Here is a 12,878-nt window from a genome sequence, read left to right on the forward strand (position 1 = left end):
TAGAACTCTTTGCCCAGTTTTTCTTTCCGACCGGGAACTTTGTTATGGCTCAAACGTATGAATATGAAACAAGAGGAGGGATACATCATGTTTGTTATCATCATCATACTAGCTTCTTTAGGCGCCATTACCGCCCACATGTTTACACCAAAAGATAAGCGTTCATCTTCTAAGCATTCTGCACATCACAGTTCAACAACCAGTAACTATACTGATTCGTATACACATCACGCTTCTGATGCCTCCTGCGGTGGTGATTCAGGTGGTAGCGGCGGATGTGACTAAACCAAAAAAAACAGCCGCTTGTTCAGCCGGCTGTTTCGTTTATTTTATTAAAGAGCTTTCCAGCCCCGTTCAATTAAATGTTTGACATCCTTTGCAAAACCCTCGCCTTTTTCCATCACATCTTGGGCTCTTCCTGCAAAATTACTAGCGACAGCGAGTTCCATTTTTTTTAACTCAAAGTGCATAATTTTTTGGTCTATCTCCGTAATATAGGTTTCATACTCATTGTTCACAATGTCGTGCAGCACGTGATAGGCTTCTTTCCGATGACGGTGAAAGTCCGTTCCTCTCTCACCTTTCCATGACGAATCTAGAGCAGGCTTCTTGATTTCCTTTATGTCAGACTGCGCAAGATCTTGTTCTGTTCGAATATTACTTTTGGCTGTCTTTAACCGAGAGATCATTTCGTCAAATTCTGCACGTTTGTTTTCAATCCCCATATGCAGATGGTGCAGCATCTCGGATAAACTCATGTCATCCACCTCTATTAGACCTCATAAGAAAGCACGGCGTCAGCGTTTTTGAAACCGGGCAGATCATCTGCTTTTTCCAGTCCTGACATTTCTATCGTTCGCTTTCATTAAGTATAGTATAAGGTGAAAAGCCTTAGGCTTAAATAGGGAAAAGGTGTCCTTTTAACATGGTGTTTGGAAGAAAAACGGAATAATCTAAGGTCATAAATCCCGAATTATATATGAGTCTTTACGACTATATTTTACATCGTACTCAGCTACGCTATCAATAAAACGATTGGGGCTTATGATTTTGCCGCAATCGCTTCATCCTGTTCTTTTAGCGTCTTCACATTTGAGCGTGTATCCTGAACGTTTTTGATTAAGGCTTCTTTAAAGCTTGAGACCATTTCGCCCACCTCTGCTTCACGTGCCGTCCATTTGGTTACAAATTCAAGGCTGTTTTCACCAGCTTTATCTGCTGCTTTTTTCATTGTTAAAGCTTCAACTGCTTGGGAGACTTCATCTAGTTTATCCATCACTGTTTGGTAGTTTAACTTAATTTGTCCCATTATGATATCCTCCAGATTGGTTCAGCATGAAGCTCGCTTACAAGCTGCTCCATGCTTTTGAGATCAAGCGTTTTGCGTCTTCTACTGCGTCTTCTCCTTTTTCAGCCAAACGTGCGGCATCTCCAGCTAAAGAGCTGGCAAAGGATAAGGCAGCCTGCTCTGCTTCTAGTGTACTGATTTTGAATTCGATTCGGCTCACGTAGCGTGGATATTTATCGCTTACGATCGTTTGCAACGCATCATGCGCTTCATTTCGTTCTGTTTTGAAATCTTGGCTCCGCTCACCTTTCCAAGAGGCCCCAAGCTTTGGCTGCTTGATTTGTTTTAGGTCTGTTTCTGCGGCATCTTGTTCACGTTCAATCTTACTTTTTGCCTTTTTGAGTCGAGCAATTTTCTCTTCGATCTCTGCCTTTTTATTTGAAATGCCACCGTTAAGGGCAGACAGCATATCCGATAAGCTCATATGGGTTCCTCCTCCTGTCAAAAATAAAAACGCTGCTTAGAGTCCCTCTAAACGAGCGTAATGGTGAATCGCACTTTTTCCAATATTGTTATTATAAGGTTCAAAGACTCATGTTTGAATAGGGATTTGTGCCCTTTTTATGGTATAAATATGCTTTCAATCTGCTTCACACCACACCTTAAGCCCTCTTTTATAGGGGGTCAAAATACACAACCACCCTTCTGGAAACACACATAGTCTTACGGTCCTAGGACAAACAAAAGCCGCCCGGGGGAGGGGCGGCTTTTGCAGTGGCTTATGATGCCGATTCTTCTGAGTCTTGTTGATTTTTCACGTACCAAATGAATTTCCCTGTATATCCGTAGATGATGGCAAGACCAATGGCAACAAAGCTCAGCCACATAAATGGTAAATAAGAGAATGTCGAGACGCCTAGAATCCCTGCCATGTAAATTCCGTTATCTGACCATGGAACCATACCAGACGTAAGTGTTCCACCAACCTCAGAGTTTCTAGATAACACACGTCTGTCTAATTTTAATTTGTCATAGCTTTTTTCCATGATTTTTGGTGTAAGAATTAATGAGACATACATTGCACAACCAAAGATATTCGCAAAGAATGCTACTACAAGTGTAGACAGTGTCACATTTCCTGCATTGTGCAATTTTTTCTCGAATGTTGCGACGATCACTTTTAACACGCCTAAGTATTCAAGAACTCCACCAAAACCAAGTCCAAGAATAATGACCACTAGAGATCCTAACATATTCACAATACCGCCACGGTTCAACAGTGTATTTAAGAAATCTACATCTGAATTAATAGAGAAGCCGTTATAAGCTGTACCAAGCGCATCAGCTGGGTTCATTCCTTGGAATGCCATCGCCCAGACTGCCCCAAGCAGTGCACCAATTGCGATAACAGGCATTGACGGTTTTTTCAATACAAGTAATAGGACAACAATGACTGCCGGAATGATCATCCAAATATTAATCGTGAATGTATCCTGCAATGCTTGTTTCAAAAACTCTACTTTATCTTGATCAATATTTCTTCCACCATACATAAATCCAGTAATTGTAAACATAATAGCCGTAATCACAAAGGCCGGTATGGATAAAACCATCATGGCTCTTACATGCGCCAGCACGTCCACTTTTGAAAGAGAGGAAGCGAGCACAGTACTATCAGATAGAGGAGATAATTTATCACCAAAATAAGCGCCAGATAAAACAGCCCCAGCTACGATCGGTAATGGGATACCCAATCCTTCACCAATCGCAATCATCGCAATACCTGCCGTTCCAACTGTACCCCAAGACGTACCAGTAGCAACAGACATAATAGAACAGATAATCAGTGTAGCTAATAAGAAGATATTAGGATGAATAAATTCCAGTCCGTAATAAATTAACGTGGGTACAACACCGCCAGCAATCCATGTACCAACAAGTGCACCTACTGCAATTAAGATTAAAACAGCCTCTAATCCATTTGATATCCCTTTTGTGATCGCATTTTGAAGGTCTTTGTACGAATGCCCTAAACGAATTCCTAAAGCAATAACCATAAACCATGAGATGAACAATGCTAGCTGAATATCTAGTTTGAAGTAAAGAGTGAATGATAAAACAATTGCTAAAAATAAGCCAAGTACAGACACGACTTCTAAAATAGACGGTAGACGTGGTGTTTTCATTTTGTTTCCTCCCTTTGTGCGTGCGTTAAGCGTTTTCAAAATATTGTGAAAAAAGTGTGTCAATTCGAAAGAAAGTGAATTGCCTGTTTTTCTCTATTTCACAGGCAATTCCACATATTAATAAAATAAAATTTTTGATATTATTATCGCTCTAGGAGCTCTGCACCCGCAATGCCAGGCTTTGTCATCTCGTAAGGATTCAAAATAATATCAAGTTCTTCTTCTGTTAACACATCATTTTGCAGGCAAAGATCTCTGATCGATTGTCCTGTTAAAATGGCTTCCCTTGCGATTCTAGCCGCGGCTTCATAGCCTAAGTGAGGGTTTACCGCAGTAATGACACCTGCACTTTTTTCGACATATTCTTTCAAACGTTTTTCATTTGCTTCGATGTCCGCTAAACAATGATCTGTGAATGAGCGGAATCCGTTATTCATTATACTAATAGATTGAAGCAAGTTAAAGACCAGAACAGGCTCCATCACATTTAACTCAAGCTGGCCTGCTTCAGAAGCAAGACAGATGGTGTGGTCGTTCCCAATGACCTGGAATGCGATTTGGTTAATGAGCTCTGCCATGACTGGATTGACTTTTCCAGGCATAATGGATGATCCCGGCTGACGGGCTGGCAATGCAATCTCAGCAAGACCTGCACGTGGGCCAGATGCCATTAAGCGAAGGTCATTCGCAATTTTAGACATGTTCATCATGCATACTTTTAAGGCAGCAGATACTTCTGTGTATGCATCTGTATTTTGCGTCGCATCGACGAGGTGCTCTGCGCCTACTAATGGCAGTCCAGAAATATCAGCAAGCTTTTTCACTACGATTTCGATGTAGCGAGGATCTGCATTGAGGCCTGTTCCAACAGCGGTCGCACCCATATTCACTTCATATAAATGCTGTTTTGATTGGTTGATTCGTTTAATATCACGACTGAGCACACGGCTGTATGCTTCAAACTCTTGTCCTAAACGGATCGGAACAGCATCTTGTAAATGAGTACGCCCCATTTTGATCACATGATCGAATTCTTTTGCTTTCTTTCGAAATACGTCATGCATGGCCTGCATCGTCTCAAGTAAAATGTCTAACTGCTTGAGCACTGCAATATGGATCGCCGTTGGGAACGAATCATTTGTCGATTGTGACATGTTCACATGTGTGTTTGGACTTAAATGAATGTATTCGCCCTTTTGATGTCCCATGATCTCGAGGGCTCTGTTTCCAATGACCTCATTGGCATTCATATTCATAGACGTTCCTGCGCCGCCTTGAATCGGGTCTACGATGAAATATTCATGGAATTTGCCTTCAATGACTTCATCTGAAGCTTGAACGATCGCATTTCCAATTCCTTCATATAAACGTCCGACTTCCATATTGGCTTGAGCTGCTGCTTTTTTGACAATGGCAAATGCTCGAATGAGTTCTTCATGCATGCGATATCCTGTAATTGGGAAATTCTCTTTTGCACGAAGCGTTTGAACACCATAATACACGTCTGCGGGAATTTCTTTTTCACCTAGAAAATCCTTCTCGTAACGATAAGTTGCTTGAACCATCTCGTATGACCTGCTTTCTATAGAATAGTTAAATCACTAAATCTTCTGCGATTGGCGTTTCCATAATCTTTTTCACTTCTCGTGGATCTGTTGTTTTACCTAATGCCCACATGAGCTTTGGCACGATGGCTTCTGTGTTCATGTTTCTTGAACGAGCAACCAGTTCTTGATTGATTTTACGTCCTACTTCATACACACTCATGTCTTCTCCTTCTTCGAGACACTGAGTGGTGATCACAACAGAAATGCCTTCTTCCAGCAATTCGTTGATTTTTTCTAAAAGGTTTCTTCCTTCGAAAGGAATTCCGCCGCTGCCGTAGCTTTCAATGACGACTCCTTTGTACAATCCTTTGATTGAATCTAAAAACTCAGGCTTCAGTCCTGGATGCAGTTTTAATAAACAAACGTCTGTGTTCAAGGATGCATCTAATTTAAGCGGTTTCATTGATGATCTTTTTACTTTGCTATTGTATTCAATTTGATGATTTTCAATCGATGCAATATATGGGTAGTTAATACTTTCAAATGCATCGTAGCTTTTCGTTCTTAGTTTGATTGCGCGAGTTCCTTGAATGACTCTGCCATCAAACACGACGTATACGCCGCCAACACCGTCACATGCAAAACGAATCGCATCTGTAATGTTTTTCTTCGCATCTGTTTTCTTAAACGTAATTGGGATTTGTGACCCTGTAATGACAATTGGCTTATCAGGATTTTGCAGCATATACGATAGTGCTGCTGATGTATAGGCCATTGTGTCCGTACCATGCGTGACGACAAATCCGTCATATTGATCATAATTTTCATAAATGGCTGTTGCGATATCAACCCAGTATTCAGGCTGCATATTGGTACTATCTATACTCATTAGGGACTTTGTGTCCATTGTGTAGTCTGCATTAATTTCGTTTAAATAGCTTAAAAGGTCCTCAGCTTTAACACCTGGAGCTAAACCATTTTCACTTTCTACAGATGCAATCGTCCCACCAGTGGTTAAAAGCAATAATTTCTTCAACAGGTCCACCTCTTTCAGTAAAATTACTTCGTTTGTCACACATATTATAAGCCAGCTTGTGCTATTCTATAATATACGCTTTACGCGTACCTTCATTGCCATTATAGTCACATAACGCGAATTAATCAAGAAATTATTACGCATAACGCGTACACTCTTTGTCAAAATATGATATACTGTTGTTGTATATAAAGGAGCGTTCATGTATGATACTCGATCGTTTAACCACCCTTAGAAAAAAGAAAAAATGGTCTCTCCAGCATACGGCAGATCGCCTAGGTATCGCCAAAAGCACCTATGCCGGTTACGAATCTGGGTACCGACGACCTTCGCTTGAAGCAGTAAAACTGCTGGCTGATTTGTATGATACGTCCATTGATTTTTTACTTGGTAGAACGGACGAGCCAGAGATCCAACGCAAAATCTCTGATATCAAAGTTGAACTGACGGAAGCAAAAGAAGGAACCATCCATGTAGACGGCGTTCCACTAACAGATGAAGAAATTAAACAGCTTGTTGCCTTTATTCGGGCGAAAAACACTCTGAAAGTATAAACAACACAAAAAAGAGAGGTCCCTGTCATAGAGGGACCTCTCTTTTTCTGCTTACGACAGCTCACTTAATTCCTCTAACCGCCGCTTCGCTTCTTCTTTATTAAAGGAACTATAATAGCGATAATTCTCATCATCTAAGATGCGGTAATGCTGGCTTAGCACATTTTGCTGGAGACGAAACGTACCTTTTCTCACAGACGTCCGCCACCAAACCTTTCCGCCAATCGTACGTTCAACAGATAAATGCAATTCATCGTGGGCGACGACTTCCAAAATCTCAAGCGGATCATCCCCAAGTGTCCCTTTTAAAATGTCACTATCCCTGAATAATGCACATACGGCCGCAGATTGCGTCCAGTTGAGGCGAAGACGATTCTTTTCTACCTGCTGCAAATGCCGTTTGGATAGCCCAAGCACCTCAGCCATGCGGTCCTGTGTATAGTCTTTTTCTTTTCGAATTCGTGCCATTTGTTCTGTGACGAGGTCAATTACCATTTCTTTGTCCATCTCTCATCACCTCTTGATTGTTCAGTCTTTACTGACATCATACACGATTTCTTAAAAAAAGTGGCGTCTCACCTCATGGAATGATGGCGAAAACATCTATTGATTCTGCTTTTCACCATGACCATGCTGCTGTTTCCAATTCTCTTGGGCGGTCTCATGTAAATATGGATAAATGTCTTGTTTCACCGTTTGCTCAAATACTTCTTCATCTAAAATACTGTACGCCGGAATCTTGATCAATTTCCCATCCATTTTCCGAATGAGCACATCCATGAACAGAAATCCCCTGATACTGTAACGATGCCTGCGCATATCAATAGATTGAATGTCTTGAAAAGGGATTGTTTGTTGCCGGTATAAAACAGCGCCATTCTCTCCACGCTGAATGCGAAAAATCACATTTCCCCTCTTCGTAAAAGCCGGAAGAATCATCAAAAAAGAGATCCACCCATAGACAATGCCTAATAATCCGCCTAAAAATAAAAACAACGTATAATTCGATTCAAATGTAAGAGCTTCTGAAAATAACCAAATACCGATGATGCCAAACCCGCCCGTTGCTAAGAATGCCCATACTCTTAGAAAGGGTCTGCTCCTCACTTCTATTACTTCACTTGGATTCAAGCGCCATTCTCCTTTTCTCCATTAGAATATAGAACGTAATCCGTCCCTATGAGCCGTCTCTATCCGAAATTCATTTTCCTTCATGCCCGACACTAGCCAAGAATGCTTCTGCCCCGGAATAACAAATATCATAGACTCTACATCCGGCGTATTATTTTTATCATAAGTGACCTTCATCAAAGAATCCATTTTTCCTTTTCTGACCCTTACATCAGAAGCAAATGCCCGCACAAGCTCTTGGTTCTCTGCTTTATTTAGAAAAGAAGGGCAATCCTCATTCCCTTGACTGGCTTGTTCTAACAGCAGTTCAAATTCTTCCGCCTGCAAATTGATGACTGGTGTAAGGTGTTCACTCATGTGTATGTTCAAAAAGGTTGTCACTTTCTCCACAGTCTGCTGATCGTCTTTTAGTTTGTGAATCTGATGCACTTGTTGATCAAAAAGCGTATGGTGTGAATACACACCTGCCTGAGTCGTATGAAAGGACGTACTGACCTCTTCATCTAATGCACCAAACCTTGAAGCTTTCACGGTATGTGATGCATCGTTCATGGCTTGAATGAAATGCCGGTATTTTTCTTTATAACGGTATTGTCTATTTCGGAATTCCAGCACGTCTTTTGCCAGCAAAGAGCGACATGCAATTTCAAATAAAAATCCAAGACGTTCATCCTCTACATCTGGATAATAGGCTTCCTTTAAAGACATCCCTTGCTCAAAATAGCCTTCACTGTAAAAACTAAAGATGAGTTCCTCGATACTTAGACTTAGCTGATCCAACTTGATCTCTCCTTATCCAAAAGAAAATGCGCCCTTCAAGAAATCACCTGCACCTTTCAACAGCGAATCTGCGGTTTCTTTTGTTTTTTCTATTCCTTTATGTATCACCTGATTTGCTTGATCAATGGTGTCATTGACTGCTTTAACACCTTGACCTGCCAGTTCAAATGCTTTTTTTCCTTTATCGACAACCGCATGAATTGGGTCTTTTAATTTCACTGCGACCTGTTCTGCAAAACCAGAAGTAAGCTTGGCGACTTTTTCACCAATAAAGCCACCTACTGCTGATCCTATCGCACCGCCAACCACTGTTCCAATCGGTCCTGCAAAGCTTCCAAGAGCGCCGCCCACAACGGCACCTGCAACAGATCCGCCTGCAATAAAGACCGTATTATTCACTGCATTTCCAACAGCCTTTGCATTTTCACGCTTGAGAACTTCTGGCTGATCCCCAAATTCCGCATAGTTCTCCGCAATTTTCAGACCGCAGCCAACCGTTTCTGTTGCACCCGTGACGACCGTTGCAATGATGGCATTTCCTTTCGCAAACCTTGCACCATTTTTCAGAACAGACTTGATGCCAGCTGTGTCCTTCCAATTGATACTTCCTTTTGTGAAATCACGTACACTGTTCGTGAACGCAACTGTATCGCTAGGATAAAATTTCGTAAATTTCTTATGGACCAGGTCAGCCATCGACCAATTCGATCGTTTTAATAATTCTTTTTTGCTCAGCCAAATCCTTGCCAGCCGGTCAAATCTCGTTCCTTCTACCCGTCCGGTCACATCAAGAAGGAGCTTTGAATGTTGCGCAGCATAGCGGCCATTTTCTTTGATAAAGGTTGTCATGCCAAGCCCATAGTATTTCGCCTGCATCATCACAATACCAGCTAAGCTCGTGAGTGTACCATATTGATCATACAAACTGTACATTTTCCTTAAAATATCATCAGCTTCGACCATTTTATCCGTTGCATGACGAATGGCAATGTCGTCACTGCTCAATTTGCTCATTAAGGCTTGTCCAGAACCCCACGCATCTCCTACTCCAGAAAAACAGCTTCGATAACGGGGATCACAGCCTAGGATGAGGCCATCCAGTTCACTATGTAAATCGTGGTGCTTTGTTTCGATGGCCGAAAGCTCTCCTACAAAATCATTCGCCAGCCCTGTCAGCTGATCTGGATCTACTACAATGTCACGCGCCATCACATCATCTCCCTTCTCGGTTTCTTTCTCTCCGTTCTTCTCGCCTTTTTCGCTCAAGCTCTTCCATTCTGGCGATTTCAGCTTTACGTTCCTCGATTTTGACAGCAGCATCCCGCAGTTCCTGACTTGTTTCAAGCAAGTCCTTTTCAAATTGATCATAGCGTGTCACTGTTTCCTCAAAGCTTTGATCAAATTTATCTCTTGCTTCCCCTTGCCAGCCTGATCCAACTGCCTTCAGCCGATTCTCAAGTAGCTGCTTCGACTGCCGAATGCCATCAGCGGCTTCTTGGAACTTTTGAGCGAGTGCAAGTGTTTGACTAGAATCCAACTTTCGCACCCCTTTCTCCCAAATTAACGTACAAATGGATGATTTTATATGTCCTCATTATAAATAAAAAGACACCCAAAAAAATCACCCTAAAGAACCATTCAGCACATCGCAAAATAAAAGTAGGTCTTTTTCCTCTCTAATTGTCAGAGAAAGCCTTTCTTGTTATGAAGCGCATTCAAGACATGATAAAATGAACATATTCTACAAAAGGAGTGACGTATTGATGAAAGAGGAAATGATCCAGCGATTCACAAGTTATGTAAAAGTGGATACACAGTCTGATGCAGACATAGAGAGCTGCCCATCCACTGAAGGACAGCTGAACCTAGCAAGGCAGCTAGTTGAAGAGATGAAATCCATCGGCATTCAAGAAGTGACAATGGATGAAAACGGTTATGTCATGGGCACGATCCCATCTAACACAGACAAAGAAGTGCCAACCATTGGCTTCCTGGCTCATATCGACACAGCCACTGACTTCACTGGCAAGAACGTGAAACCGCAGATTCACGAGAACTATCAAGGCGGGGACATCACGTTAAACGAAGATCTACATATCGTATTATCTCCAGCACAGTTTCCAAATTTACAAAAATACCAAGGACATACGCTCATCACGACTGATGGCACGACCCTGCTTGGTGCAGATAACAAAGCTGGTATCGCAGAAATTATGACCGCCATGCATTACCTAATTGAGCATCCAGAAATCAAGCATGGAAAAATTCGTGTCGCCTTCACACCAGATGAAGAGATCGGCAGAGGACCTCACAAATTCGATGTTGATGCCTTTGGCGCTTCTTATGCTTATACGATTGACGGCGGCCCGCTAGGAGAGCTTCAATATGAAAGCTTCAACGCCGCAGGTGCAAAAGTATCAATTAAAGGAAACAACGTCCATCCAGGCACAGCAAAAGACAAAATGGTCAGTGCTGCAAAGATCGGCATGCTCTTTCACAACAAACTTCCTTCAGATGAATCTCCAGAATACACAGAAGGATACGAAGGCTTTTTCCACCTCACGAGGTTTGTAGGAGAAGTAGAAGAAGCAGAGCTGCAATATATTATTCGTGATTTTGATAAAGAGAAATTCAACAAGCGCAAAGCACTGTTTGAAAAAATCGCAAACGACTTAAAAGCGGTATATGGCGAAAACAGCATCACCCTTAGCATTCAGGATCAATATTACAATATGAGAGAAAAAATTGAGCCAGTTAAACATATCGTAGACATCGCTCATGAAGCCATGGAAAACCGCTCAGTGACACCTGTCATTGAACCAATCCGCGGCGGTACAGATGGCTCACAGCTTTCATATAAAGGACTTCCAACGCCAAACATCTTTACTGGCGGGGAAAACTTCCATGGTAAATATGAATTCATCTCTGTAGAGAACATGCTGAAAGCGTCAGAAGTGATCGTGGAAATTGCACGTTTATTTGAAGAAAAAGCATAAACATGTTTACAACCGTTCCTGTTCGGGAACGGTTTTTTAATAAAAGTTTACAATTTTCTGAAACTTTTATGACACTTAATCGTACTAATAGAGACAACCCCAGAAAAATTCTTCTTGACGAGTGAAATAACTGGAAATATAATAGTTAAAAACAACCAGTATTTTAGACCTAAAAAAGCAGCCAGAATAAACCTTTAGAACTAAACGCTATTTGCTAACTATTTTCAGTTATAAACATCACTCACCCTGTCTACACTTAAAGAATAGGATGAATTGGAGGAATGTCATATGATGATTTTATTGATTATCGCTTCACTTTGCTGCTACTTACTATTCTCTTTCAAAAAAGATAACCGCACCCAAAAACGAAAAAGCGCAGAGCTTTCGGAGTTTGAAATCTTTCGTATGCGCCGCCACTACAACGGCAAACGCCGTCACCCACTAAACGATGCACCCAAACAAGTATAAATGTAAAAAGAAGAGCCTCATCACCAGGGGCTCTTTTTATGTATAAAAAAACGACCAAATTCATGGCCGTTTCTCTTGTTTATTTATACACCTTCGCAGGTACTTGAATCATAGGAATTCCTACATAGTACGGTGAAATTTCATATGGCTGGAAGACAACAGCGATTCCCTTTTTCGTGAAGTAGTACTGCGTGTCGTAGCCGATTTGAATATCGCTTTTTTTCAGATTCGCATAGAATTTACTTTTATGCTTCTTTGTGTAGTTATAGATATAATCTCTTACTTTTGTACGCTTTTTCTTTGTTTTTACCACATCTGTAAAGTACAGTTGCTTTGTTTTTTTCTTTGTTAACACATAGTTCATGCTCGTAACCATCGTATCCCCGTGCATGCTACCGTCATTCATGTAATCATAGTTTAGGATACTTAGTTTCTTCCCATTGTTAAATTTCGTTTTAAACGATCTCTCGTATGTGATCTTCCCAATGCCTTCTTTTTTCGCTTCGTCCTTTAAGAACAAATACGTAGAGTAGGAAAATGCAATATCTTCTTTTAAATCATGGTTAATGGTTTTCATATGCGCTTTACTAAGGTTTTTCACCTGTGCATATTTAAACGTTTTTTTCTTTTTATAATAGTGTGTGCTTACTTTTGCTTTTTTCACTTGTTTGGCATCCGCAGATCCAACTGGCGCAAACAACGAAACAATCAGCGAAAAAATGAGCAGGCTGATCGTTAAGCCTTTTTTCATTGTCATAGTAAAAACCCCCATTTTTGTCTATTACCAATTGAGTATACCATGACAAAAGAACCAAAAGAAGTGTTTTCTTCCATATTATTCTTTATTTTTCATGTGAGGTTTGTTTACCGTTTTCATAAGTTCCTGTATGCT

16 protein-coding genes are annotated in these 12,878 nt (G+C 41.1%); 4 read left to right on the plus strand and 12 right to left on the minus strand.

Going from position 1 to position 12,878, the window contains the following annotated elements; genetic code table 11:
• Positions 1-87 precede the first annotated feature (87 nt).
• A complete protein-coding gene (locus MHB38_RS18510; RefSeq protein WP_017358669.1) occupies positions 88-285 on the plus strand; it encodes a hypothetical protein in 198 nt (65 codons plus the stop codon).
• A 47-nt stretch (positions 286-332) separates the two neighbouring features.
• Here the strand turns inward: MHB38_RS18510 and MHB38_RS18515 are convergent, their stop codons facing one another.
• The 6 genes from MHB38_RS18515 to MHB38_RS18540 form a co-directional block, all read right to left on the minus strand.
• Entirely contained in the window at positions 333-758 is a 426-nt protein-coding gene (locus tag MHB38_RS18515; protein ID WP_341004162.1) for a YwqH-like family protein, read from the minus strand.
• Positions 759-1,042: 284 nt separating this feature from the next.
• Positions 1,043-1,309: a YwqI/YxiC family protein gene (locus tag MHB38_RS18520; RefSeq protein WP_008345634.1), complete on the minus strand. Its 267-nt coding sequence runs from the start codon at positions 1,307-1,309 to the stop codon at positions 1,043-1,045.
• Positions 1,310-1,346: 37 nt separating this feature from the next.
• Positions 1,347-1,772 carry a YwqH-like family protein gene (locus MHB38_RS18525; RefSeq protein WP_341004164.1) on the minus strand — a complete coding sequence of 142 codons (426 nt, stop codon included), beginning with the start codon at positions 1,770-1,772 and terminating at the stop codon, positions 1,347-1,349.
• Positions 1,773-2,067: 295 nt separating this feature from the next.
• A complete protein-coding gene (gene nhaC, locus MHB38_RS18530) occupies positions 2,068-3,474 on the minus strand; it encodes a Na+/H+ antiporter NhaC (protein WP_017358666.1) in 1,407 nt (468 codons plus the stop codon).
• A gap of 143 nt (positions 3,475-3,617) precedes the next feature.
• On the minus strand, positions 3,618-5,039 hold the full coding sequence (aspA, locus tag MHB38_RS18535) for an aspartate ammonia-lyase (protein WP_025208223.1): 1,422 nt from the start codon (positions 5,037-5,039) through the stop codon (positions 3,618-3,620).
• A 28-nt stretch (positions 5,040-5,067) separates the two neighbouring features.
• The gene (locus MHB38_RS18540; RefSeq protein ID WP_017358664.1) at positions 5,068-6,057 is read right to left on the minus strand and encodes an asparaginase; all 990 of its coding nucleotides are present in this window, start codon (positions 6,055-6,057) and stop codon (positions 5,068-5,070) included.
• A gap of 206 nt (positions 6,058-6,263) precedes the next feature.
• Here MHB38_RS18540 and MHB38_RS18545 point away from each other — a divergent pair, with 206 nt between their 5' ends.
• A complete protein-coding gene (locus tag MHB38_RS18545; protein ID WP_008345648.1) occupies positions 6,264-6,611 on the plus strand; it encodes a helix-turn-helix domain-containing protein in 348 nt (115 codons plus the stop codon).
• A gap of 51 nt (positions 6,612-6,662) precedes the next feature.
• Here MHB38_RS18545 and MHB38_RS18550 read toward each other — a convergent pair whose 3' ends face one another.
• From MHB38_RS18550 to MHB38_RS18570, 5 genes are all read right to left on the minus strand, one after another.
• Positions 6,663-7,118, minus strand: coding sequence for a helix-turn-helix domain-containing protein (locus MHB38_RS18550; RefSeq protein ID WP_008345651.1), 456 nt, complete (start codon positions 7,116-7,118; stop codon positions 6,663-6,665).
• A 96-nt stretch (positions 7,119-7,214) separates the two neighbouring features.
• Positions 7,215-7,742: a YfjD family protein gene (locus tag MHB38_RS18555; RefSeq protein ID WP_008345653.1), complete on the minus strand. Its 528-nt coding sequence runs from the start codon at positions 7,740-7,742 to the stop codon at positions 7,215-7,217.
• A gap of 21 nt (positions 7,743-7,763) precedes the next feature.
• On the minus strand, positions 7,764-8,522 hold the full coding sequence (locus MHB38_RS18560) for a hypothetical protein (protein WP_035389955.1): 759 nt from the start codon (positions 8,520-8,522) through the stop codon (positions 7,764-7,766).
• A gap of 12 nt (positions 8,523-8,534) precedes the next feature.
• Entirely contained in the window at positions 8,535-9,731 is a 1,197-nt protein-coding gene (locus tag MHB38_RS18565; RefSeq protein WP_017358662.1) for a DUF6861 domain-containing protein, read from the minus strand.
• A gap of 4 nt (positions 9,732-9,735) precedes the next feature.
• Entirely contained in the window at positions 9,736-10,059 is a 324-nt protein-coding gene (locus tag MHB38_RS18570; protein WP_008345659.1) for a WXG100 family type VII secretion target, read from the minus strand.
• 226 nt (positions 10,060-10,285) lie between these two features.
• Between MHB38_RS18570 and pepT the strand changes: the two genes are divergently transcribed.
• Both pepT and MHB38_RS18580 read left to right on the plus strand, forming a co-directional pair.
• On the plus strand, positions 10,286-11,518 hold the full coding sequence (gene pepT, locus MHB38_RS18575; RefSeq protein WP_008345662.1) for a peptidase T: 1,233 nt from the start codon (positions 10,286-10,288) through the stop codon (positions 11,516-11,518).
• Between the two features lie 288 nt (positions 11,519-11,806).
• The gene (locus MHB38_RS18580) at positions 11,807-11,986 is read left to right on the plus strand and encodes a hypothetical protein (RefSeq protein ID WP_008345664.1); all 180 of its coding nucleotides are present in this window, start codon (positions 11,807-11,809) and stop codon (positions 11,984-11,986) included.
• Positions 11,987-12,065: 79 nt separating this feature from the next.
• On the opposite strand, the gene MHB38_RS18585 is transcribed toward MHB38_RS18580, so the two are convergent.
• The gene (locus MHB38_RS18585) at positions 12,066-12,743 is read right to left on the minus strand and encodes a DUF3298 and DUF4163 domain-containing protein (protein WP_017368341.1); all 678 of its coding nucleotides are present in this window, start codon (positions 12,741-12,743) and stop codon (positions 12,066-12,068) included.
• Positions 12,744-12,878: the final 135 nt, after the last annotated feature.

Source organism: Bacillus sp. FSL K6-3176 (genome assembly GCF_038003325.1).
GTDB lineage: Bacteria > Bacillota > Bacilli > Bacillales > Bacillaceae > Bacillus > Bacillus altitudinis.